This is a genomic window from Paenibacillus sp. FSL K6-3182 (assembly GCF_037976325.1).
In the GTDB taxonomy this organism is placed as follows: domain Bacteria; phylum Bacillota; class Bacilli; order Paenibacillales; family Paenibacillaceae; genus Pristimantibacillus.
In genome coordinates this window covers 2968825-2993358 of the sequence record NZ_CP150265.1, presented here as the reverse complement: position 1 = coordinate 2993358, position 24534 = coordinate 2968825, and the positions used below count along the sequence as shown (strand labels likewise).

Here is a 24534-nt window from a genome sequence, read left to right as displayed (position 1 = left end):
ACTTATCCCTTTTACTGCGGAAGGAGCTGTACTAGATGACATTTCAGACGACGCCGCAGGCTGCCTCAGGTGAAGCAGGCACTGCCGCCTTTACTTCTCGCAAGCTTCATCCTTTAGTTGAGCTGCAGCATGACCGCTCTTGGTTTGAAGAACTGCAAAACCGTTTAACAAAAGGCGGCCCATGGGATGATTGGACGTTATATCAGCTCGCTATGGAAGCCGAGCAAGCGAAACGAATTGAAAGCTTCGAAGAATTGTTATGCTTGCGATCTCTTCCAGCCTTCGAGCCAATGGCACATCAAATCAGCACAGCGCGCAAAGTGGTGCATGAGATGGGCGGCCGTGCGATTTTGGCCGATGAGGTTGGGCTTGGCAAAACGATCGAAGCAGGACTCGTGCTCAAAGAATATATTGTGCGCGGTTTAGCTAAGCGTATTCTCATTCTTGTCCCCGCTTCCCTTGTGCTTCAATGGGTGCGTGAGCTTAATCAGAAATTCGGCATCTCAGCCGTAGCTCAGAAGAAGGAGCATACATGGGGATATGATGTAGTTGTCGCTTCTATCGATACCGCAAAGCGTGATCCGCATCGCGAGATTGTGCTTGGAACAGATTATGACATCATCATCATCGATGAAGCACATAAGCTGAAAAACAAGAAAACGACGAACTATCAGTTTGCTAATCTTTTACGCAAAAAATATTGCTTGCTCCTTACGGCTACCCCAATCCAAAACGATATGGACGAGCTGTTCAATCTCATTACACTGCTCAAGCCTGGTCAGCTGGGAGGTCAAAGTGAATTTGCAGCAAACTTTGTTGTCGACAAGCGGCTTCCGAAAAATGAAGATCAGCTGCAGGAAGCACTCTCTGGCGTCATGATTCGGAATCGGCGCGGGGACGGCGGCATTCATTTCACGAAACGTTTTGTCAAAAATATACCGCTTACTCTCTCAGAAGAAGAGAAAGCGCTGTACGACGCGGTGACGGGCTTTGTCAAGGAACGGTATGAAGAAAGCGGCGGCGATTTATCGAGCATGCTCTCACTCGTTACCCTTCAGCGTGAAGTTTGCAGCAGCCGAGATGCGGTTTTTCTAACGCTTGTAAATCTATTTAAGAAAACGTCCGAGGACTCCCCGATGCGTCCAAAAATATGGGAGCTTGTAGAAAAAATTCGTAATATCAAAGCCAATACCAAAGCAGAAAAAGCGATGGAGCTTGTCAAGGAAATGGACGACAAGGTTATCATTTTCACTGAATACAGGGCTACTCAGGAATATTTGCTGCAGTTTTTCCGCGCTCAAAATATGATTGCCGTCCCTTATCGCGGCGGTATGAACCGCGGCAAAAAGGATTGGATGATGGATTTATTTCGCGGGCGCGCGCAAATCCTCATCGCAACGGAAGCAGGCGGCGAAGGGATAAACCTGCAATTTTGCCACCACATGATTAATTTCGACCTGCCTTGGAATCCAATGAGAGTCGAACAACGCATTGGACGGGTGCATCGCCTCGGGCAAAAGGAAGATGTAAAAATCTACAATCTGTGCACAATCGGTACTATTGAAGAGCATATCGTCAACCTATTGCATGAAAAAATAAACCTGTTCGAGCTTGTTATTGGCGAGCTGGATCATATTTTGGAGCGTTTTGAAAAAGGGGATGGCTCGCTGGAGCAGCGGCTTGCTCGAATGCTGCTAGAATCGGGCAACGATACGGATTTAAAACAAAAAATTAATCATTTGGGCTCCTCCCTCAGCCGCATTCGTGAAGAGGTGCTGACAGGCGAAAACCCACTGCCGACAAGTCCCGACCTACTAGTGAATTTGGATACGCTTGGACAAACCGTGGAGGTGCAGCCTTGAACGAAAAACAGGTGCACAAATTTGTAAACCGCTATTTAGAAGCTACCGAATGCTCAATTTTAGAAAAATCACCAAGTCATTTCACGGTGAAGCTCTCTCCTCACGCCGACCGTGAACTTACGAATCGTCCCTACTACTGGAGCTTCGTCGATCGTGTCGACGCAGAACCAGAGACGATGACATTCTTATTTGTAACGGACAAGAACAAATATGACGCTGCCGAGGAGCTCAAAAAAATTGAAGTCGTGAATACCGATCAGGATGCTGCACTGAACGCGCAAGATACAGCAGCGAATGCCGCTCTTGAGCGTTCGCTAGGCTTTATTCACGGCAGCTTAGCGGCACCCGTTCGCATCCCGCGTGAAGACTTGTTTTTTGGCGCACGCAAGCTCGAACAAATATTTGATGCTGCAAAAGCTAAGGGCAGCTTCGTCCATTTGTTTCAGGAGCCAGACAAACGCTCGAACAATCCCTTTACCTCGACCCCTTACACGGCATGGCTGTCTGTCAATATGCGGGTAGAGTTCGCTTGTGATCGCAAACGCGAAGAAATTCATAGCTACGGTGTCTCACTCGCGACTGGCCAATGTGTGGAGCATTTCTACGATCGCTTGCTTACGCACAAGCTTACGCCTCGCCTGCCGGCAAATATTCATATCACCAAAAATGGCCTCTCCTTCAATAAAGCGCTTAGCATCATAGAGCAAACGCTAGAGCGCAAGCTTCGCAGCTATGATTACAGCTGGGCTGAGAGTGCATCAGCAAGGTTGAAGGAAGAGCTTGACCGAATTAACGGCTACTACGAGCCGCTTGTTAAGAATGCAATCGAAGAAAACAAACCAGCGATTGAGGAGCAATTCGCTCAGCGTCAATCCGAAATCAGATGGCAATATGAGCCTAGGGTGACTGCGTCCGCCATTAACTGCGGCATCTTTCATCTCGAGGGTATCGATTGACATGGATCTGACGTTATCTGCAGCAATACGTCAAAAAAAGGCGGTCACAAGGCCGCCCTTACGCGACAGGTTGCAACAGCCTTCTTAAGGCTTGTCCTATATAATGATATGGAGGTGATTAATTATGCCAAAAAAATTCATCAAGCTTACAGCGGCATGTGTTTTGACCGCTATTGTATTGTATGCAGGCGGATTGCAGCCTCAAGCTGCTGCGGCCGTTTCTAATCCTACAACCGTTTATGAGCCTGTTCAGCAGCAAGCGCAGCGCTGGGTTGAAGAACTGGCTGTACAGCCTTCATTTGCCGCATGGAAGAAGTCGACGCTCATTGTTTCTCCTATTGGTCCTGGAACGCATAGCTGGCTTGTGCTTGTCATGCAAAATAAAAATACTGTCGGTTATCTTGTCATTAATGCGGTAGAGTCAGGTGGATATCAGCTAGGTGAATACGGAACAAACAGTCATCCATTATTCGATGAAAGCACACTTACACGAGCGATAAAGCAACTTGAGCTTCTAAAGCCTGCAACCCAAATTGATCGAATATATGTTCATCCTCTCCTCGCCGCATGGAAAATAACGACAGAGAAAGAAACGTATTATGCAGATGCTGTCAGCGGTGAATCGCTCCCTGCCAAGAAGGAAAATTGGACAAATGCTGCCGCAACTAAGCTTGATAAAGCGGCTCCATTACTTAACACTCAGAAAGCAGTCCTTATTAAACAAGTCTCACTGCCGTCATTTAATCCATTCGATAAGCTTCCCTGGCTAACGAACAAACCCATCACCTTAAGCTCTAATTCCTACACACCTCTCTTTGCCAAAATAAACAACAAAGAACAGCTCCGCTTTACCGCTGAGCTGTTTGATGGCCAGATGTTATATGTCTGGTCTGTCGTCGGATATAACAAATGGGATAACGGTCAAATCTATGTCGCTCTTGAAGCAAGCGAGGATGGTTCTGATCGTCGCTATATTCCCCTTCAGCTTTTAATCGAGCTTGGTCACTTTTACCGATGACGCTCAGCCCGTCCACGCCACCATAACATTACACTCACTGGTCCCCATCCGAACCAACGCGTCAGCCAAGGCTCTCTCCGAGATTTGGCTAATACGTTGGTTTGTTTCCGTTCTTCCCTTGGTGTCTCCATATAATTTATAAATTTTTCAGTCATAAATTTTACGTATTCATCGCCTTTTGCCATGCTAATCAGTCCTTTCAATACCGTATGAATTAATAATTTAAGTTTGCCCCTTAACCATCCAATCTAAACATGCATGAGTTTCCCTCCAAACAGCCACGCTAACCGTATGTCAAAGAAATCTGGAGGAACAATCAGCATGTTTCGTAAAATGGCACTAACCTTTGTTGTAATATGGCTGGCTGCTTCCAGCAGCTCATCCAGCGCTTTTGCATGGCCTCTTTTGCCGGTAGGCTACAATCAAGATTGGGCGCTTCCGTCAACTGTCGTCATCATTGATGCTGGGCATGGCGGGATTGACGGGGGAGCCTCATCAGCTGATATTTTAGAAAAGGACATTAACTTAGCTGTTGCGCGTAAGCTGTATTTTATTTTGCGAAGCCAAAACATACCGGCTGTACTCAATCGAACCGGCGACTATGCACTCAGTGACGATAATCGTTGGCATAATTCACGCTCAAGACATCGTAAAGATTTATCGCAGCGCCGGCAATTAACCGATGAAATTGAAAGTGAACTGCTCATTAGCTTGCATGTCAATTGGTCTAAGAAAAGTATGCAGAAAGGCCCTTTAGTACTGCATCAGAGCAGCGGTGAAAGCTCATTGCTTGCATTTTGCATACAAGATGCACTTAATCGACAACAAAATACGGCTTTCCTCCCAAGGGAAGGAAAACCGTTTTATTTACTTAGAAGGGTGCAGGACCCTGCTGTAATTGTAGAAATGGGCTTTATTAGCAGCGAGCATGATCGTACGATGCTGACAGATCCGCAGCGTCAGCAAGAAGTTGCTGAAGCCATTGCGTCAGGGATTAGGCAATACAAGTGGATCGTTCATTGATTCTCCGCCAATAAGCGCAGTCAGCTTCACGAATCTCACAGTAGGCTGCATCGCAGGTATGGACTGATGAAGAACCGAGGAGGTATATTTCCCAGGAGCTCCAACATGTCCGATCGTGATGCAGCTGTCATGTGACTCCAAATGCTTGCGAAGCACGCCGATTTGCTTAGATATATGCTGAACGGTATAAACGTCATCAAGAAAAACATCATTGGAGACTGTCGGCACGCCCAGCTCTTTGGCTAATTTGGGAACAACCGTTTTGAAGGTGGTCCGGCTATCTAGAAAAAAGAGCCCCCGCTCCTTGCACACGCTTAGCACAATTCGCATCATTCGTTCATCTGCTGTCACCTTTGAGCCCATATGATTATTCATGCCAATGGCATGAGGCACATCGTCAATGGCATCCTCTACCCGTTTACGCACCTCTGCATCGCTTAAATCAGTCGTAAGCGCTCCAGGGCCCAACCAGCTTTTTAGCCCTTTGTTCGGTTCCATCGGCATATGAACAATGACATCGTGGCCAAGCCTATACGCTTCCTCTGCATCCTTCTTAGTCGTTGGCATAAAAGGCATAATCGCCGCTGTAATTTTGACTGGAAGCTTCATCATGTCCTCTGTTCCGCTCATGTTATTGCCAAAATCGTCAATTACGATTGCCACTGGCTTCCGTTCATCCACCTGCGCAGCCGCACTTATCCCTTTAGCTGAACTTTGAGCAGAAACATGATTATAGCTGAGCGGGCTCGTAGCAGCTGAAAATGCACTCAGCAGCAAGACTGTCGCAGCTGTCTTAGCAAACGATGACCATCTCATTTTACGAAATTTCTGTATTTCTCTTTCCTCAATTACATTATGCTGTCTGCTCATTGCTGCACGCACCTTTCACCGTTTGCTGTTATTGTTTGTGAAAATGCTGGAAAATATGCGAATGCAGCATAATATCAGAAGCATAAACCTAACTTATAAATATATAAAAAAAAGAGACCTGATTTAGGCCTCCCTTGTCATTGAATCCTATTTATAATTTGTTCGAACTTAAATTTCTGTGAGCAATTTAGTTACATACAACTTGTTGATTAAGCGTGAGCGACTGGATGAGGAGCAAATGATACTTTTCCGCCTGTTAATGATGCCACTCTTGCCAATGAATGTACAAGATAACCATGCTCGATCAGCTTTTCACGTCCTGGCTGGAACGCCTTCTCGATCACGATGCCAATTCCGGCTACCGATGCACCCGCTTGCTCAACGATCCGAGCCAATCCAAGAGCTGCATCACCGTTCGCTAGGAAGTCATCTATAATGAGGACACGATCTTCAGCTGCCAAAAACTTGCGTGAAACAGTAACTTCACTTTCCTCTTGCTTCGTAAAGGAATAGATTTTCTCGGTATAGAGATCATCCTTAAGTGTCAGCGACTTGCGTTTACGCGCAAATATTAATGGCACGTTCATTTGCAGAGCGGCCATAACCGCAGGTGCAATGCCTGAAGACTCCAGTGTGAGCACCTTCGTAATTCCTTGCGCTTCGAATAGGGAAGTGAACGTTTTACCTATGGCAAGCATAAGCTGCGGATCTACTTGATGGTTTAAGAATGAATCCACCTTCAATACATTGTCATTAAGGACGATTCCTTCTTGCATGATTTTTTGCTCTAATTGCTCCACAGCATTTTCCCCCATTTTTATAAAATATTGTTGACTATTCCAGCTTGTTCATGATACGATATTTTTTGTTAAAACATGTTTTGCGGTCGTGGCGGAATTGGCAGACGCGCTAGATTCAGGTTCTAGTGGTGTAACAGCCGTGGAGGTTCGAGTCCTCTCGACCGCATCCTTATTGGGTTTATAGACTATTTTAGACGATGTTTAATCTAGTGGTCAATATGAGACAACATTTTGTAAATTTAAACCACTTCGTTATCATGATACTTAATTCATGATAACGAAGTGGTTTTCTTGTTGCGTAATTTTGCGATTCACTCATTTTTATTGAAAATAAATGTTCATAAAAGTCAGTTTTCATTGGTTATTCAATCGTTCATGTGGTGATTGGTTAAATGAGCAATCTCTATTACTCTCTCCATTGTAATTCCTTCTCTTTGTTCAACTGCAAGGGGATGATCCGTCTGTTCCAGTTCTATTAATGGAACGGCGCCAACTTCTTGTGTATGTACCATTGTTTTCAACGACAGTGTTGATATTGGATATATTGAAAGTTCCGTCGACAACCAACCAAAATATGGTTGCTCATTTTCTCTTCCTTGTACATTCAATAATTCATTGGATTTCAAAAAATTTTCGCCACTAAGTGAAACCCAAACACTCCATATAAATTTTTCATTACTATTAATAATTGGTATTTCAATGTGTCCTCTAATATAAAAAAACTGTTCATCAATTACGCAAAAATCTCTAATTAACTCTGTTCTTTGCTCTTCTGGCACCTTGTAAAAATAGTCTGGTGCTTCAATTCCGTAACATAAAGGGACTTCCCTTAATTCGTTGTTGCAATGAGGGCATTTCATCGTTTCTACTCCTGCCTGTTTCTAATATTTTTACAACCACTAAATTATGTTAATTCTTAAAGCACTTTACTTCTATATTCTACCGTATAAAATTGCATTTTCTCAATAATAATCCGTTCTATTGTACCATATTGCATTTCATTATTCAGTCATAAAAACTACTAGGTTAACAATGGTTGAACGAAATTACATCTTGTATATTAATTCATTTAAATGCATAATAATTCCTGAAGGTAAACGAATAACTGGAGGCATTATGCTATGAACATATCGTGTGAATCGGATAACATATTAGATTATTTGGAGGAAACAGAAGTCATCGATTTCAGTCATCCGGCAATCAACGATTTATCAGATGGATTATTTTCTAGATCTTCTAACGAAGTCGATTTTATAAAAAATGCTTACGAATTTGTTCGAGATCAAATAGCGCACTCTTGGGACATTCAAAGCAATCGGATAACATGCAGCGCTTCAGATGTCCTATTTTATAAAGAAGGTATTTGTTACGCCAAATCAAATTTATTATCTGCACTGTTAAGAAGCAAAGGGATTCCAACAGGATTTTGTTATCAGCGACTTACAATCGGGGATACACCCGACACAGGATACTGCATTCATGCTCTTAATGCCGCTTTTATCAACAGCATTGGAAGATGGGTTCGCTTTGATGCTCGTGGAAATAAAGCCGGCATTGCTGCGGAGTTTTCTTTAACTGAAGAAAAATTAGCTTTTCCTATACGGCAACAATATAACGAGATAGACTATTTAGAAATATATAAACAGCCTAACTCTAAAACGATTCAAGTACTTAAACAAAGTACAAACGCTATTCATATGTATTTGAATGGATTGCCTTCCGAGCTTTAGCTTCATTTCCAGGCACTTTTCAGCATCCATAAGTATTGTTTAATAACCGTCGGGTGGAGCACTTAGTCTTGTATCCGGTCTAAAATATTTAATATAGTGGTGGTAAAACGCCGTTTCTTCAAACCCAAGGCTTTCATATAACGTTTTCGCAAAATTACCTTTTGCAACGTCAAGGATTACCTTTTCTTCACCCCTGCTGATGATTTCATTAACCAGGTATTTCACAAAAACTCTTCCATAACCGCGTGATTGATGTTCTATGGAAATTGCAACGGTACATATTTTATTTCCTTCAATTTTTCCTATGGCTACTATAGTATTATCAACTATCATTACAAACATATTATTTTTATTTTGTGCAAACTGCTCGCGTTCCCATTCCACAGGCTTATAAAAAAACGAAGGATACAATCCTATACGCTGTCGCATATGAAAGAAAGCTAATTCGCAAATTCTATCCCATTCAAAATAATCATTCTCTTCATAATTTCTAACTATGATGTTATCTGAGGGGAATGATTCACCCTTACGCTCCATAATGTAGGAGGATAAATATAATCTGTATCCGTTATTGTCCAAAAGACTGATTAAATCAGTGTCATGATGAGAACATGTAAATAGGGTATGCTCTACTTTTTCATTTGGAATAAGCATTTTTTCATATTCTTGTATTAGCATTGAGCCGATATCCGCTGCATCATGCTCTTTGTTAACATATAATATGGCCTGAGGTTTTCTGCCGAAACCATTAAATGAAAGAAACCCAATGCTTGAAGTATTATTGAGTGCAACCAAAATATTATCTTTGTTACTTTTTTCATCATTATAAAATATATTCAATAGATGATTGTAGTTAAGCAGCATGCGTTCGATTTGAGCTTTATCTCTTTGAGGATCATATTTTTGTATAATAATTTGGTTCAATTCTCACACCTCGATTCTGTTTTAGTTCAATCCATACACTTGTCAAAAACTCTTTCGAATTTCTCATTCTTAATTAAATGTCCAATTAGCTCTTCAATACTTCAACAAAACTCTATTAACTCTTAAAAAAATAAATTTTTTATGCTGTCATTGATTTTCTTATCTACATTTTCTCTATCAGCACTGCCTTGATCGTAGGCTTTATTTAATTCTTCAGCAATTTTCTCAGCAAAAATTTTATCCGTCATTCCTTTTATGATCTCTTTTCGGCCAGCTACAATATCCCATTTCTGTTCTATCGCATTCAATCTAACTTCATAACGCATTGAATGATCTCCTCCAAATATAGCTCTTATTATAAGATGAAATGATTACCCTTTTCTCCCAGTATACAATAAACCCAACACCTTGGCGGTATTGGGTTTATTGTTTTTGTATCGCTTTCAAATTATAGCAACTCCATTACTTCAAATAAGGATTATTTGCAATCAACTTCACCGTTCGCTCTGCCAAATGAGAAAGAGGCACGATGCCGAAGCCATCTACGCCTGAACGAATTTTATCGTTTAACGGCTTTACCCATTTCTCGGGTAGTTGGCTCGCACCTTTTTGCATACCTACGATAGAACCTGAGGTAGCCGCATTGCAATCCGTGTCAAAGCCCGAAATGATTGCTAAACCTATTGTTGCTTCCAGGTCACCTTCACCATACAGCAGAGACGCGGCTACAATCATCGCATTTGAGATCGTATGGCACCAATGATGTGCATTGCTTTCATCATATTTATGGTGGATACGCTCTACTACTGAATCAAAGGTCATCTGCTCCTCATACCAGCGTAACACCGTCCGAATATCGTCTGCAAGCCTGCAATTTGCAGGAATTTGACCGAGACCGGCTCTGATCACATCCTGCCTGTTGTCCGTCACAGCAGCCATTGCCAGCATAGCTGCAGTCCACATGGCGCCGTAGATGCCATTTTTCACATGCGAGATCGAAGCATCTCTCCAAGCCATTTCAGCTGCTTTCGCTGGATTCCCAGGATTAATGTAGCCATACAAATCAACACGAATCTGAGCGCCAATCCACTCTCTATAGACATTGCGATATGTAGCTGAGAGTGGTGGATCTAAGCGATTAACGAGATTCCGGTAAGCAATGCGTTCTGCAGTACAGGTGCGCAGCAATGGCAACAGGTTAAGCCATGTTTCTGCTACATCGTCAGGAGAGAAGTCATAGCCGAATTTTTCTAATACAGCAAGGCTGATGATCGTATAATTCATATCATCGTCCTCGACCATATGCTTCACATTATTAATCCAGCTTACGAGCTCGTTTCCATACGACCCGCCCTCGTTGATGACGCCGTACTTTTCCGCAATTTCCGGATCAATTTCGGATGAAATATAATAATGAACTGGTAAATTGTTTGTTTCCTTTAACAAGCCTGTAATTCGTTCCTTTCTCCACCCTTCGATCGGCTGCCCCAATAAGCAGCCTGCGGATCGACCGAGCCAGGCACCATACATTTTATCTGCCAAATCTTCATAAAGAGCAGGTTGTTGCACCGGAAATTCGGCAACTGGTCTTTCCGCTACTATTTCCGGCAGGTTAGAGGGCTCAACAAAAGGAAAGTCAGCTCTTAAAGGCAGCTTCCCCATTTCGTCGATATAAGCCGCAGCCATTTGTTCACGTTGCGGGTCATTCCACTCCATGGAAGCCAGCTTCTCATACGTAGCAGCCAATTCTGCGCTGATCTGTTTCCCCTCATCCATTGCCTGCTGCCTTTCAATTTCAACATGATGGCTGTATTGCAAGTAGTACTGTTCGGAGGCTTTCATGAACGGCATTCACTCCTTTCAGGAACCTTATTATAGCTGCAAAATCATACCGTCAAAAGCTACTATGATATCCTCTTGATCAAAAAACTGCGTAAGATCATCGTGCAGCAATCCTATATTGTGAGAGAAATGTGTGACCACAACCTTGCTATCCGGGCTGAATATCCCATTGCTGCGTAACCGGTTCCTAATATCAAGAACGGCTGCGATGTTGAGATGTCCGCCTGTAAACGGCAGATGGCCGTTCGTACAATCCAATATGGTGAGGTCCAATTTCGTCTGTTCCAGCCATCGCCATGTTTCTTCAGGAAGAAGCCCGGTATCGTGTCCATAAAAGATACGCTTCCCATCCTTTTCGATTAGAAAGAGCAAACAGGTTTCATCGGGATCATGATTTGCCGGCAGCGCCGTCACCTTGGCGTTTCCGGTATCGACGGTTTCGAACAGATCTATTTTTCGCAGCACCAACCGCTCTGCATCTGGTCTGCCAACAGCATCCCGGCATTTGCGAATGACAGCATCGTGGCCGTAAACATGCAACGGCGCATCCAATCCATGAGCATAAACAGGCATCCGCATCTCCAAATCCTCTGCACGAAGATGATCCAAATGCGTGTGCGTGATGAACAAATCCTTCACAAGACCGAGATCGATGCCGCCCGTCAAAACATGATGAAGCGTATCTGGCGGAAAATCAACCTTTAATACGCCATCAATAAGGACGGAGCTCCGTGTTCTCACATTTTTACCGCCAAGTTCTCTTGCCTTCAAGCAGTGCACACAACGACAAAACATCGCTGGAAAACCTTCCGCAGCAGCAGTGCCAAGAAAATGCACCTTCACGATATATCTCCTTCCAAATCGTTTTTAAGTTTTGGTCGTAGACACAATCAACTAACTATCCTTTATCATTTAATGCTTTCTTAAAGGCCTGCCACTATTCGTGTTACATGATTAACCGCTTCAATAGAGCCAAGCTTAGGCTCTTCTTCGCCTTCGAACTCTACGGTAAGCCACCCGTCAAAACCTGATTTTTTCAGCTCGCCGAAAATATACTTCAAATCGACAGCGCCTTCTCCAGCAATTTTCCCTAGAAACAGCTCCCCCGTTAAAGCCCGAGTGACGCCGCCAGCCGTACCTTCCGGCACTGGTAAAAAGTCCTTAACATGCACATGACCAACATACCCATTCAGCTCATCAATCGCATCGCTAGAGCTTTGGCCAACGAGCAGAAAATTTCCGGTATCGAACGTGCTTCGCAGCGCCTGGGAATTAACCTGTTGGATAATAGCCATAACCTGGTCGCTGCGTCCTGCAAATAACCCGTGATTTTCTAGGCAAAGTGTGACACCCTTCTGTTCGGCATAATCAGCCGCTGCACGAAGTCCATCAATTACGAATTGCATTCCCTGCTCAAACGATATGGAGTCATTGGGCAAATCCCCTGAGAATACACGAACGACCTTGGCTCCAAAATGAACAGCCGCGTCGACAGCATCCGTTACTTCCTTTACTTGGGCTTGCCTTTGTGAATCATCTGCTACCACAAAGTTGTTGCACGCGCTGAAGCACGCAACCTGCAAACCATATTTACGAAGCGCTTCATCGATTAGTGGGATATCCTTCTCCTTTTCCTTCCAAAAACAACTGAGCAGCTCCACTCCCTTAACCCCTGTCTCGGAGGCAAATGCTAGAAAATCAACGGTATCCCATTTTCCCTCATACCAATATTTATGCACGCTCCACATACTTAAGCTAACGTTCAAACCAATCACGCTCCTCATGGAAATTAGAAGTGCCAAATCAAACTTGATAGTCTGCTGAACGATATATTGCTTCAGTCAATTGGATAACCTTCCTAGCATATTCTCCCGATACCAATATTTCATGTTCTCCTCTGATCGCGTCAATGAAGCTTTTATCCTGATTCGTGCTTTGAGCTGGCAGCTGAACTGGCAGAACGCCATCCTTATAGGTTGAAATCTCAATTCTGCCATTCTCGAGATAGATAACGCCTAAATCGCCGCAGAAGGAATAAAACTCCTTATAGCCCGGTACATAACCAATAATGTTCAGCGCAGCAATGGCACCCTCTTCAAAGGTGATGCTCGTAAAAGAATCGATTTCCACCGGTGCACCATAGCTGCTAAGGGTCGACTTCACCTCAAGCGGTGTAAGGCCTGTCGTCCATAACAGAACGTCAATAATATGGCTGCCTGAATCCATTAGCATACCGCCTCCAGAAAGCGCAGCATTTTGTCGCCATGTGCCTGTTTGGCTTCGTTTCCAATCCTGATAGAGCGTTGCGTTAATCGAGCTTAGTTTGCCTATTACGCCATCTGCTATCGCTTGGCGAATAAAGATGAACTCCGGTTGGAAATGCCTTTGGTAGGAAACCTGAAGCAGCCTCGAATTTGCCTCTGCAGCGTTTATTAATTGTTCAGCTTCTTGGGAGGTGCAGGTCATCGGCTTCTCAATCAAGACATGGCAGCCTGCATTCAATACATCAAGTGCTTGGGCAAAATGCAAAGTATGCGGTGAGCATATAATAACGGCATCCAAACCGCCTTCTTCGAGCATTTCTTTATGGCATGCGTATCGTCGGGTATTGGTCAAATGGAATGTGGATAGAAACTGCAGAGCAGACTGTTCATTTGGGTCTGCCACTGCAACGATTTCCACGCCTTCCAGCGCTTGCATCTGACCAGCATGAAGCTGTGCGATACCGCCAGTACCTATAAAACCAATATGAATATTTTGCATATATTCATCTTCACTCCCCATGAGTAATGATTGCAGCGCTCTTGCTCAATAAACTCCTAGAATGGACAATCTCGTACCATTTGGAATCACATTTGCGGGTCTATCCTTAAACAACCAACTCTCCGGCGTATCACGAATATCACTTAGCTCTAGCACAAATGAAGCTGCCGGCAGCTGTTCCGAACGAAGAATAACTCTATTTCCATCAACCGCTATACTATCCCATACCAGAGAAATAGAAGCGCCGTTATTCCAAAGCTTGTAGCAGGAATCATTCATAGCCGAGTGTTCGTCAATTCGTTTGTTGAATGAAATCACAATTTCGTTTCTGCTTCTCCGTTCAGTAAGCATGGGAAACGGCTTATGATCATACATATAACCGCCTGTATGATACTCATAAGCTGTCCAAGATGCATAGCCGAGCGCAAAAGCCGTTTGACTGAATGTCTCCAGCCATTCCCCGCTTTTAATCATTGGTTGTGCAGAACCGATATCCGCCTGAACGGCTAATGGCAGCTCGGGAAATCGCTCCTTAATCTGATCGACAAAAGGCTGGTAGCCTTTTACGTAATCAGCTGGCAGATCTCCACGCAGCCAATCGGGCCAATGCGTTTGCAAGAAATGGATATCCGGGTTTACCTTTTCAATCATCGATGGAGCATCAAGGCCTTGGTCTTCACGGAGTCGTTCGACGCTATCCTGTCCTGCATTAATCGCAAGCGACCAAGTGGCAACAACGATATCTGGCCTAACCTCACGAACGCCTCCTTCTCCATTTATCATTTCATTTATAAAGCCATTGACTGCTTCTACACGGAACTCGATCCACTTGTTGTAGGTTTGAACATCCCGAAGGTAATAGTTAGGAGCAGCTGCATTTGTAAAATCAGGCATATCTACGCCGTAACGTGCTCGGAACGCCGACTGAGCAAGCGGCCCAACATCACCGTAAACCCCTCTCTCAATCCCGCCCCACTCTGGAAAATACGGCTCGGCAATTTCTATCCCGTCGAAAGGATACTCCGTCACAAGCTTAGCCATCGCTGATTTTTTCCACTGCACGTAGCCTTCACTAAATGGCGACAATCGCCAGAAGCCGTCATTCGGCTCCTTAAGCAGCTTCATCTGCCAAGAAGGCCATTCTTCTGGAAACCTGTCGGTAGAGAAGGTACCGTTTCCTATCACCATCGCCCACACCGGAATTCCATTTTGACGGAAGGCAAGCAGCAACTCCTTCTGAATGACATGTTCATTTACAACAAAATAATGGACGCTTTGATACCCTGCAAGCATAATTTCTTCAACAATACTCTCTGGCGACCTTTGCTGATAATAGGGAAATGAGGGATCAATCTGGATGCTAGGACCAGAAACGGCTTGGTTGCGAAATGAGTCCTTAAACAACGTAGACAACCAGTTATACCTCCTTTTTCCAATTTCACTTGTAGTGTACCACCTATTAATTGATAACGGAATATTTTTTTATTTATTTTAAATTTTTAGAATAAATCCTCCAATCATCACAATTACGACTTTTCTAGTAAAACGAGACCACGCCTCATAAATGATCATCCAATAGCTGATGTGAGATCTCATAATCCAATTTTTATGACCATTTTAGAGAAAAAATCCTTTTTAAATTTTTTTTATAAAAAAATATTCCATACACTCTGCTTGATGTATAATAGGTGTAATTCATCATTTATCCATAAATGGAGGTCATTGTATGAGTAAAGTCGTTTACCTTCCGCTAGACGAACGTCCTTGCAATGCAAAATTCCCACAAATGATAGCTGCAATCAGCGATCTCTCGCTCGTCGCTCCGCCACTAGAATTGCTCGGAAGAAAGAAACAGCCTGCCCGCTATGAAGGGGTACATGACTGGCTGTTGCAGCAAGCTGCTAATGCAGACTATTTGATACTTTCCGTTGATATGCTCGTTTACGGCGGCATTGTTCCTTCCCGTCTGCATCAATTATCGCTTCAAGCATGCATGGAACATCTCCAACTGCTTGAGCAGCTGAAGCAGCGCAATCCGGCACTTCGCATTTATGCGTTCAATTTAATTATGAGAGCCCCAGCTTACAACAGCAGTGACGAGGAACCTGATTATTACGCGCATTATGGACACTCGATTTATCGCTATGGCTGGTTAAAAGACAAGCAGACCTCCGAGCTGCTGAACGATGATGAACAAAACGAATGGCTTCAGCTTCATAGTTCTATACCAAGCGCCATTCTAAATGACTTTCTACAGCGCAGAGAAACGAACTCACAAGTAAATGAACATATGATCACGCTCGTACAATCCGGCATCATTGATCATCTTGTTATTCCTCTGGACGATAATTCGAAATACGGCTTCAGTCCGATGGAGCAGCGCAAGCTTCTTATCTCGGTAGAGCAGTACAATCTCATGGATAATGTGCTTATTTACCCTGGTGCTGACGAAATAGGAAACATCTTATTCGCCAAGGTGTTTTGCACGATCAAAAAATATCAACCTGAGGTTTTTGTTCGTTACTCCTCGACACTTGGGCCAACGATCATTCCGAAATACGAGGATCGCAGTCTGAATGAAAGCATAAAATCTCACTTAACTTCAGGAGGCGCCTTCATGGGTGATTCCTCGATGACAGCCGATTTTGTACTCATGGTACATTCTCCTCCAGTGTCTTCGCATGATGCAGCTGAATCACCAAATTTATACCGGGATCGTCACCGTTCCTACTTCTCTGAGGTGCATATAGCTGAATTCGTTACGGCGATTGAAGCGATAGCTAATAAAGGCTGCATGGTCGCACTGGCTGATGTCGCTTCATGCAATGGCGCCGATAATAGTCTCTTAAAACTGTTATCCAAGAAAAACCTAATTTCCCGCCTCTCCGCTTACGCTGGCTGGAATACGTCCGGCAATACACTCGGAACGGTGATAGCGCATGCCATCGTAGCTTCCTACTATCGCCAACAAAGTAATAACCAAGAATCAAGCACACTGATGAGCGAGCATTTCATGCTCTATCGTTTGATTGAAGATTGGGGTTATCAAACGATCGTAAGACAGGAAGTCGCTCATCAACTGCCAGAGCTCGGAGCCAACTACTTTGATGTGAGCCAAGTTAAAGAGCATGTATCTCAGCTCATCACCCAAAAGCTGCAGCGCTTCTGCAATGATTATTTAGCTGAACTCGCTGAGGGCAGAATCGACGAATTAAAAGCCTATCTCCCTTGGAATCGCATGTTTGAAGTCGATTTATCCTTATAGCACAGCGCTCGCAAGCGATCAACATCAGATATAAAAATGCTGTTCCTAGGCTTGCCCGATGGAACAGCATTTTTAATAATCCTTTAAAGCTCAGCTGAATTGAATTTCTTCACCTTTCTCTGCTGATTCGTATATGCCGCACAGCATTTTCATCACTTCAAGACCATCTTGCACTGGACTTAATGTCTCTTTTCGTCCGAGGCAGCTGTCGATGAAATGGTTGATTTCATTTTGGAATCCGCTGGCGAAATCAAAGCCTAGCTGGTCAACCTGAGGCGTAATGTTCAGAATCGTATCATGTTTCTCTGCAACGATGAACAGCTCCGGCTCGATTTCGGCGCCGCCCTTGTCACCAAAAATTTTGACGGTAATCTCATCCTTTTTGGCATGCAGCGTAAAGCTTACATCCACCAAAAGTGATGCCCCGTTGTCGAAACGGATAAGCGCGTTTGCCAGATCCTCAACGGTGTTTTTGCTGGAATCATAGTCGGATGCTTTGTAAAACGATAGATTTTGGACATTTGCCCGATTCCCTAGCTGACGATAAGTATTGCCGCTGATCGACTTTACTTTCGGCTTGCCCATTAAGTACCAGCATAAATCAATGATGTGTACGCCAAGATCGATTAAAGGTCCCCCGCCCGAACGCTCCTTGTCAGAGAACCAACCGCCTGGGTTCCCTAACCTTCGCAAACAAGTCGCCTTTGCATAATAAATGCTGCCAAGCTCACCTGCACTGATGAAACGCTGCAAAACGTCCGTATTCGAGCCGTAGCGCCTCACGAAACCAACCTGCAAAACCTTGCCGCTATTTTTCACCGCTTGCTCTACCCGCTCCGCTTCTGCAACGGTTTTGCAAAGCGGCTTCTCCACGAGCACATGCTTGCCGGCCTCTACAGCAGCAATGCTAATTTCAGCATGCGAGTTGTTCCATGTGCAAATGCTTACTGCATCGATTGCTGGATCAGCAAGCAGCTCGCGGTAGTCCGTGAACACCTTCTGCGCGCCAAATCTACTTGCTTTGTTTTGGGCGCGCTCTTCGTTTAAATCACATATGGCATAAAGGTTAACTTCTGGATTGCCTGCATACGCATTCAGATGAACCTCCGAAATAGAGCCTGCCCCGATCACGCCAATATTCACTTTTGTCATCGTTTATAACGCCCCTTTATAAATTGATAGGTCAAATCATAAATATCCCTTTTTTCCGGCTCCTCCGCATATGCTGCATCAAAGAGCAGCTTGACGTCTTGATAATAACCTTTAAATACTTCCCCGCTATAACCATACCTTGCGCCGCCTGCCAAATAATTCTCATATTTTGCGCGGAAATCGCCATCGCTTTCAAAAACCCGAGAATCGACCTCGATCTCTACGCCCATGCCGGCTTGTTTGGCCATATTGGCTGCGATACCGACTCTCGATTCACCTGTCTTAGTAAAAAAGTGATTAGGCTGCATTGCTGCTGCGTCAAAGCCTAGCTCCTTCCATTTCCAATACAAGCTGGCCCTGTAATAGGGAATCCAGAAAAATTTCAGCCCTTTCGCGCGAACCATATCTCCCGTCCAGCCAATCAGCCCTTCCTCGTAGGGAACACTCGTATTCACTGCTTCATTCATCCAATAGAGCGCCTTCAGCTCGAGAAAGGGCAAGTCAGCACGCTCCCAGCGCTCTAGCAGTTGACCAATATACCACTCAAGCGCTTTTTGTTTATTTCGAGTCGCTTCGACTGCAGAAACAATCGTATGATCGAAGCAAAGCGAGTTGTTGTCATCGCTTATTGCTCCAAAGTTTTGTTGATTCGGAGCCGGATAGGGAATCATGAGCACAACCTTCATTTTATGCTCCGGGTCTGCTAATTTTACAGCAACTTCCTCCATCGCTTCATTTAATGCTGACAGTTCACCTGATTCTGCAAAAGTCTTTTCCAAGTACCATTTCCAGTCTTTTTCATCGTTTGGATGCTCCTCTGATTCTTCAAATCCATTTGAAGAATGAGACCACTTGGCTAGAAACAAAGCCCCGTCAAACAGCCATTCGAGCGGCTTGCCTTCAGCATCGATGTAGCTGATATAGGGTATAAATTGCTCTTTCCTCCATACGCCCGCATCGTTTTTATAATGACCGTTATAAAATAACATCAGATTGTTTATTCCTGCCGTTTGTTCCCCTGAACGAAGAAATGCTCCACTATCCGATCGCTCCATATCGCTGCCTCCTACTCATTACTTGATGCTCGTTACAAAACGTCTCACAACCTCTTGCGGCCTTGTAATAGCGGTTCCGATTACGACAGCGTGCGCGCCAGCGTCAAAGCAGCGCAAGCAATCCTCGATCGACCATATTCTTCCTTCCGCAAAAACGGGTGTCTGACCAAGCGCAGCTAATTTTCCGATCAACTCAAAATCAGGGGTTTGCAGCTTCGGACTTTGTGGCGTATAACCCGACATCGTCGTAGAGACGACATCTACGCCAAGCTTCATGGCGGATACGCCTTCCTCAAAAGTAGAAATATCCGCCATGATCAGCGTATTAGGGAAATTTTTGCGAATAGCAGCAATGACATGATCCAGCTTCTCGTTTCTTGGCCTCGGCATGGAAGTGCAGTCTATAGCCACGATATCAGCACCCGCTCGGATCACTTCCCCTACCTCTAGCAAGGTTGGAGTAATGTAGACATCGCTATCGGGATAATGTTTTTTATATAGTCCGATAACCGGAATCTTGCATTTGCGTTTGATAGCGGCAATATCCTGCGGCGTATTGGCACGAATAGCTGATGCCCCTCCGGATTCCGCTGCCGCTGCCATCGCAGCCATAATATCGGAGCCGTACAATGGCTCATGCTCAAGCGCCTGACAGGATACGATAAATCCTTTTTTTAGTCCGGCGATTAATGGTGGGATCATAGGGTCACCTGCTTATCCAAGAACCCCTCGCTATCTACTCCTATGGCATCGTTCATTGCAGAACCCTCCAATCGTAAGTACGGTTGCCCGAATAATCGCTAGCCTACCAATCCTGTGCGCTCTATGCTCTCTACAAAGTATCTTTGTGCGAATAAATAAAGAATAAAGATCGGTAAAATGCCGAGCAGTGTTCCAGTGTTCAAATATAAAGATGTATGAGAAATACCACCAACATATTCGGGTCGAACAGCACCAGGCAGCAAATCGAGCATTCTTGCTAGAAGGGTATAATTTGGCGCAAAAAGATTTACAAAGTAGCTGTCATTCCATTGCCAGATGAACGAGAACAGCATGACCGTAGCTATCGCAGGTACAGCATTAGGCAGCATGACTCTTGCAAAGGTACCCGGAATGCCCGCTCCGTCCACATACGCGGCCTCTTCCAAATCCTTCGGCAGTGAGCGGAAAAATTGACGGAAAATATAAATATACAGACCGTTTTTCAAGCCCATCGCAAGCCCCGAAGAAATAAAGAAAGGCCAGAAGCTCTCCAGCAGATTCACGCCATCTTTTCCCGTGAACAGATGATAGAGCCCAAACACATCAAAAAAGCGATAATGCAAATACGTAGGAACCATAATCGTTTGCGGCGGCACAACGATGGTGAAGATGACGACTCCGAACAAAATGGCGCTGCCCCGGAACTTGAGCCTTGCAAAGCCATAACCAGCCAGTGCGCAGGAAGCGAGTTGAAGCAGCGACGTCCCAAGGCTAAGCAGCAGCGTGTTAGTGACGGATTCCGAATATTTTAAATAACCCATGACGATTTTGATATTATCCAGTGTAAAATGCCGCGGCAGCCATACGACGGTTGCATCGAACATATCCTGCTTGTCGCGCAACGCGATGGACAGCTTCGTAATGATCGGATACAAAATGATAAAACAAATCCCGACGATGAGTACGGTACGGATGAATATCCAAAGCCAATGCTTCGCTTTTTCAACTGGGCTATGGCGATCGTACCAGCTCGTTGCGGCCCGCACTAAGGCAGAGTCCGAGATGCGGCCTTTCACCTTCGTCTCAGCTTCCATATCTCTTCCTCCTTGTTAGTCATAGTAGAATACACGCTTCGAAATCAGATACGTCGATACGACTAGAATGATCGAGATGACTAGAAAGTAAATCCATGACATCGCCGAGCTGACGCCAAAGTCCAATCGACCAAAAGCTGCGTCCTGAATCATTTGCGTCATTTTATTGTCATAGAAGGAATCGATGATGGTATACACCACATTCGTCAGAATGAGCGGCGAAATCATGGGAAATGTTATTTTCCAGAAGGCTTCATAACCTGTGGCCCCTTCCATCTTCGCCGCTTCATAAAGAGAAGGTGAGATCGACTGCAGCCCCGCTAAAAAAATGAGTATCTGGACGCCAGACGAGCTGATGATCTGGTAGATTCGATCAACCGCACTAGTCAAATACTCCACAATGTCCCGGCTAAGACCAGCTTGGAAGAGCAGCGGCCTTAGCTCAATGCTTCGCAGTCCAGAATAGTTGCCCTCCATGTCGGTTGAAGCGGAGCCGATCATTTGAGCTAGAAAATTGCCGTTATCAAGCTTAGCTATAACCCCTGAGGCTAACACGACTGGCAGGAATATGATCGCTCTCGCAAGCATTCTCCCTTTGAATTTCTGCACCAATAATGTGGCTGTAAATAAACTGAAAAAAATAATGAGCGGTACGTTTAATGCCATCACCGTAACGGCTTCCGTTAAGGAACGAACGTACCACGCATCAACGAAAAAGATGTTGCGATAATTTTCAAGGCCGACATATTGAAGCGAGTAGCCTTCCGAATTAAGCGTCAGCTTATGGAAGCTGAATTGAAGCGACTGGACGAATGGGATAACCATCAGCAGTACGAATCCAAGCAGCCAAGGGGTTACGAACAACACGCCGTATATTTCCTTTTTGCGCTCCAAGCTCAGTGTTCGTCTCTTCGACATCCTTATCCCCCCTTAACGATGTAATCATGGGCTTCAATGGTCACACCATCCGTTTGAACAACGGAATCGCTGTAATTTACGTAAACCGTTAAGCCGCTTTCATATACGGTTTTGTAAGTGCGTTCCGCCAGCTTTTCGTGCTTGATCATGCTCTGACCGCGGACCTGCCGCAGCACTGCATTCACTTCGCCATAAGCGTCGACAGCCTCATCAAACCATTGCTCATAATCATTCGAATAAAGATAACTGAATCGAGTGTCCTTAAGAACGGACGGCTCCTCATAGAACCAGCTAAAGTATACATTTGAACCCGTTTCAAGCGAGCGCAGTACACTTTCCCGAATGTCTTGCTCATCAGCCATGTTATATGCTTTTCCCGCATATTCGATATAACCATGCAGCACCATTTGGTTAAACGGTATCGACTCACCGGCTAGCTGATATTCATTGCTTTTTTGCGGTATGTTTAGAATATGCGATACATACGGGAGAACATAAGCATTGCCGCCATTGACCATTATGCTTGGAGACATCTCCGAAATGGCTTCGAGCTGATCTGTAACGATTCGTTTTGCGTCCTCTCTTGTCACCTCTGCATTTCTTCGAAAATCCGAATGAAGCTCAGAGCCCAGATCCCTCAAGGAAATAGCTCCAGGATTCAGCTTCTTGAAATCAGACAGAAAACCGCTGACCGTTGAACTTAGCTTTCTTGGAGTCAACAAAAAGTGTGACAACAGCTCGTTATGCCGAAAATATGCTGCGCGATCGAATTCATAAATTTTCGCATAGCGCCGAGAAATGTACTGGGCAGAGTCTTTGCTCGGGCTAAATTTCCCGGAATTCTGATAGATAAGCTGGAAGGCTGCATCCGGATAAAACCCACCTCCGCTCTTCTGCAGCTTTTCCGCTAATCGCTTCCAATCGCCTTTGCTCCCTATCACGTTATCCATGTCGATATTCGATGCTATCGTATGATTTAAGCCTTCATTAAACCAGCCCTTGTAACTCAGCCGTATATTTTGTATTTGCTTGCCGTGAAGCTGATCAACGAGCTGCTCAGCTTCCTTCAAATTCGTTAAAGGCACAAGAGCCTCATAAGGAAAACCTAACATGTTTTTCTTTTTCGGGATGCTGCCAACAAGCTCCATATAAAATGGCGCATCTCCTTCTGCTTTCAGCTTTGATAGCCCATCCGCCTTCTCCAGATAAGTGCGATAGCTTGCTGCCATGCCTGAGTAATCAGCCTCATCGCCGCTTAATAAGGAATAACGAATTTTCAAATTCCCCTTGTACGTCTCCTTTGGCGTTTTGTGCATGATCTCATTATTGCTTAAACGCACCTCGTCCTTCGGCAAAATAATGAACTGGGCAGCAATCGTATTAAACTCATGCAATCGCCCGCTTATATCCGCGGAAAGCTTGGCTAGCGCTTCCCCCTGCTCAATAATGGCAAGAAATGCTGCATCATTCTTTTTCATTCCGAATACCGGCAACCGGTTTGGCTCAAGCGTATTAAACTTTTCATTTACATAGATCGAGCTGTCTTCACCGTATATCGGGATCAGGATAGGCTGCGCCTGGATATTTCCAGTGTTGAACCTAATAAGCGTTCCCGACCCGTCAGGAAGAAAGAGGTAGCCGTCATCCTTCTGGCCCGCAGCTCCGAAATTTTCTAGAAGACTGATCGAATGAATCCGATAAGGCGGAGTATCTTCAGTGATGGTCGACGTATCCACTGAAGCGATTAGATCTCTGCCATCCAATGTGTATTCAATCGCTGCCGAAAATTTCGGTTTAACCGATTCTTCAGCTGCTCCGCCGCCGTCTCCCTCACCATTATCGATAGCAAAATCCTCTTCCGTATATTCCGCCTTCTCAAAGATTGCCAATAGCTTTTTCACGACAGCTTTTGGTATTTCTCGGCGTTCGTAAATACCCTGCTCCTCATTTAGCTTGTATCTAACCTTCAGCTGTTCTTGGTCCGCTGGATCTTCCAATCGCTTCAGCAATCTTTCTTCGAACCGCTCCTTGTTTATCTTCTGCGGTATGGACTCAAGCCCTTTCTGCGGATCACCGAACTGATAGGTGACCGTCACCCCATTATCCGCTTGCTTAATTTCAAACTGATTAAATTTCACGCTGTTGTTATAGCTGTCATAATCTTTGTTCTGACCGCTCTTCGTGAGGTAGACGAAAGAGATTTGGGAGGATAATTTCCCCTTTAAATACGGTGAAGCAAGCTTATCCTCCGAGCTGTCTGGATTCGAGCGCCATATGTTCCCGCTTATTTTATCCACGACCGCGATTTCAGCAGTAGCCTTGCTAATATAAAGCCGAAGTGCATCGTTCTCCAGCACCGGATCAAGACCTTCTATTCGAGGCTCCACTTGAGCTGACGCGTCTAGTGCACGGAGCGAAGCATCCGTTTCCGCGGAATCTTTACTAGGCGTCCCGGATGTAAGGGTGCTGTTAACCGTTGCCGATGTGCAAGCCGGCAGCGACAGCATCGCAAGCAGCAGGGACAATGCCACCCATTTCCGTGTATTGTGCTTTGACATGG

Annotated in this window: 23 protein-coding genes and 1 tRNA gene; 7 read left to right on the top strand and 17 right to left on the bottom strand. The window is 44.7% G+C overall.

Annotated features, from left to right (window positions below):
• Positions 1 to 35: 35 nt before the first annotated feature.
• The 3 genes from MHH56_RS12790 (at position 36) to MHH56_RS12780 (ending at position 3836) form a co-directional block, all read left to right on the top strand.
• A complete protein-coding gene (locus MHH56_RS12790) occupies positions 36 to 1862 on the top strand; it encodes an SNF2-related protein (RefSeq protein ID WP_339208622.1) in 1827 nt (608 codons plus the stop codon).
• The gene (locus MHH56_RS12785; RefSeq protein WP_339208621.1) at positions 1859 to 2818 is read left to right on the top strand and encodes a YqhG family protein; all 960 of its coding nucleotides are present in this window, start codon (positions 1859 to 1861) and stop codon (positions 2816 to 2818) included. Before MHH56_RS12790 ends, MHH56_RS12785 begins: the two co-directional genes overlap by 4 nt.
• A gap of 124 nt (positions 2819 to 2942) precedes the next feature.
• A complete protein-coding gene (locus MHH56_RS12780; RefSeq protein WP_339208620.1) occupies positions 2943 to 3836 on the top strand; it encodes a hypothetical protein in 894 nt (297 codons plus the stop codon).
• On the opposite strand, the gene MHH56_RS12775 is transcribed toward MHH56_RS12780, so the two are convergent.
• Complete coding sequence (locus MHH56_RS12775) at positions 3827 to 4021, bottom strand: YqzE family protein (protein WP_339208618.1); 195 nt, start codon at positions 4019 to 4021, stop codon at positions 3827 to 3829. The two genes, MHH56_RS12780 and MHH56_RS12775, sit on opposite strands and share 10 nt — an antisense overlap.
• A gap of 136 nt (positions 4022 to 4157) precedes the next feature.
• On the opposite strand from MHH56_RS12775, the gene MHH56_RS12770 reads away from it, so the two are divergent.
• The gene (locus MHH56_RS12770) at positions 4158 to 4859 is read left to right on the top strand and encodes an N-acetylmuramoyl-L-alanine amidase (RefSeq protein WP_339208617.1); all 702 of its coding nucleotides are present in this window, start codon (positions 4158 to 4160) and stop codon (positions 4857 to 4859) included.
• Here the strand turns inward: MHH56_RS12770 and MHH56_RS12765 are convergent.
• Positions 4824 to 5729 carry a divergent polysaccharide deacetylase family protein gene (locus MHH56_RS12765; RefSeq protein ID WP_339208616.1) on the bottom strand — a complete coding sequence of 302 codons (906 nt, stop codon included), beginning with the start codon at positions 5727 to 5729 and terminating at the stop codon, positions 4824 to 4826. The genes MHH56_RS12770 and MHH56_RS12765 overlap by 36 nt on opposite strands.
• A 209-nt stretch (positions 5730 to 5938) precedes the next feature.
• Entirely contained in the window at positions 5939 to 6529 is a 591-nt protein-coding gene (locus MHH56_RS12760) for a xanthine phosphoribosyltransferase (protein WP_339209579.1), read from the bottom strand.
• An 82-nt stretch (positions 6530 to 6611) separates the two neighbouring features.
• On the opposite strand from MHH56_RS12760, the gene MHH56_RS12755 reads away from it, so the two are divergent.
• Positions 6612 to 6695: transfer RNA gene (locus MHH56_RS12755), tRNA-Leu, on the top strand.
• A 199-nt stretch (positions 6696 to 6894) separates the two neighbouring features.
• On the opposite strand, the gene MHH56_RS12750 is transcribed toward MHH56_RS12755, so the two are convergent.
• The gene (locus MHH56_RS12750; protein WP_339208615.1) at positions 6895 to 7389 is read right to left on the bottom strand and encodes a DUF2199 domain-containing protein; all 495 of its coding nucleotides are present in this window, start codon (positions 7387 to 7389) and stop codon (positions 6895 to 6897) included.
• Positions 7390 to 7650: 261 nt separating this feature from the next.
• On the opposite strand from MHH56_RS12750, the gene MHH56_RS12745 reads away from it, so the two are divergent.
• Positions 7651 to 8259 (top strand): transglutaminase family protein, encoded by a 609-nt coding sequence (locus MHH56_RS12745; RefSeq protein WP_339208614.1) that lies wholly within the window; start codon positions 7651 to 7653, stop codon positions 8257 to 8259.
• A 39-nt stretch (positions 8260 to 8298) separates the two neighbouring features.
• Here the strand turns inward: MHH56_RS12745 and MHH56_RS12740 are convergent, their stop codons facing one another.
• From MHH56_RS12740 to MHH56_RS12710, 7 genes are all read right to left on the bottom strand, one after another.
• Positions 8299 to 9183: a GNAT family N-acetyltransferase gene (locus tag MHH56_RS12740; protein WP_339208613.1), complete on the bottom strand. Its 885-nt coding sequence runs from the start codon at positions 9181 to 9183 to the stop codon at positions 8299 to 8301.
• A 122-nt stretch (positions 9184 to 9305) separates the two neighbouring features.
• Positions 9306 to 9509, bottom strand: a complete 204-nt coding sequence (locus tag MHH56_RS12735; RefSeq protein ID WP_339208612.1) for a hypothetical protein — start codon at positions 9507 to 9509, stop codon at positions 9306 to 9308.
• 136 nt (positions 9510 to 9645) lie between these two features.
• Positions 9646 to 11025 (bottom strand): ADP-ribosylglycohydrolase family protein, encoded by a 1380-nt coding sequence (locus MHH56_RS12730; RefSeq protein WP_339208611.1) that lies wholly within the window; start codon positions 11023 to 11025, stop codon positions 9646 to 9648.
• 30 nt (positions 11026 to 11055) lie between these two features.
• Entirely contained in the window at positions 11056 to 11868 is an 813-nt protein-coding gene (locus MHH56_RS12725) for an MBL fold metallo-hydrolase (protein ID WP_339208610.1), read from the bottom strand.
• An 80-nt stretch (positions 11869 to 11948) separates the two neighbouring features.
• Positions 11949 to 12791 carry a sugar phosphate isomerase/epimerase family protein gene (locus MHH56_RS12720; RefSeq protein ID WP_339208609.1) on the bottom strand — a complete coding sequence of 281 codons (843 nt, stop codon included), beginning with the start codon at positions 12789 to 12791 and terminating at the stop codon, positions 11949 to 11951.
• Positions 12792 to 12828: 37 nt separating this feature from the next.
• The gene (locus MHH56_RS12715) at positions 12829 to 13788 is read right to left on the bottom strand and encodes a Gfo/Idh/MocA family oxidoreductase (protein WP_339208608.1); all 960 of its coding nucleotides are present in this window, start codon (positions 13786 to 13788) and stop codon (positions 12829 to 12831) included.
• 45 nt (positions 13789 to 13833) lie between these two features.
• On the bottom strand, positions 13834 to 15201 hold the full coding sequence (locus MHH56_RS12710; RefSeq protein ID WP_339208607.1) for an N-acyl-D-glucosamine 2-epimerase: 1368 nt from the start codon (positions 15199 to 15201) through the stop codon (positions 13834 to 13836).
• 313 nt (positions 15202 to 15514) lie between these two features.
• On the opposite strand from MHH56_RS12710, the gene MHH56_RS12705 reads away from it, so the two are divergent.
• The gene (locus MHH56_RS12705) at positions 15515 to 17053 is read left to right on the top strand and encodes a DUF4127 family protein (RefSeq protein ID WP_339208606.1); all 1539 of its coding nucleotides are present in this window, start codon (positions 15515 to 15517) and stop codon (positions 17051 to 17053) included.
• Between the two features lie 90 nt (positions 17054 to 17143).
• Here the strand turns inward: MHH56_RS12705 and MHH56_RS12700 are convergent, their stop codons facing one another.
• From MHH56_RS12700 to MHH56_RS12675, 6 genes are all read right to left on the bottom strand, one after another.
• Positions 17144 to 18205, bottom strand: coding sequence for a Gfo/Idh/MocA family oxidoreductase (locus MHH56_RS12700; protein ID WP_339208604.1), 1062 nt, complete (start codon positions 18203 to 18205; stop codon positions 17144 to 17146).
• Positions 18202 to 19260 (bottom strand): DUF4855 domain-containing protein, encoded by a 1059-nt coding sequence (locus MHH56_RS12695; RefSeq protein ID WP_339208603.1) that lies wholly within the window; start codon positions 19258 to 19260, stop codon positions 18202 to 18204. Before MHH56_RS12695 ends, MHH56_RS12700 begins: the two co-directional genes overlap by 4 nt.
• Positions 19261 to 19278: 18 nt before the next feature.
• Positions 19279 to 19962, bottom strand: coding sequence for an N-acetylmannosamine-6-phosphate 2-epimerase (locus MHH56_RS12690; protein ID WP_339208602.1), 684 nt, complete (start codon positions 19960 to 19962; stop codon positions 19279 to 19281).
• 98 nt (positions 19963 to 20060) lie between these two features.
• Positions 20061 to 21056, bottom strand: a complete 996-nt coding sequence (locus MHH56_RS12685; protein WP_339208601.1) for a carbohydrate ABC transporter permease — start codon at positions 21054 to 21056, stop codon at positions 20061 to 20063.
• 15 nt (positions 21057 to 21071) lie between these two features.
• Entirely contained in the window at positions 21072 to 21974 is a 903-nt protein-coding gene (locus MHH56_RS12680) for a sugar ABC transporter permease (RefSeq protein WP_339208600.1), read from the bottom strand.
• A gap of 2 nt (positions 21975 to 21976) precedes the next feature.
• Positions 21977 to 24532: a DUF5696 domain-containing protein gene (locus tag MHH56_RS12675; protein WP_339208599.1), complete on the bottom strand. Its 2556-nt coding sequence runs from the start codon at positions 24530 to 24532 to the stop codon at positions 21977 to 21979.
• Positions 24533 to 24534: the final 2 nt, after the last annotated feature.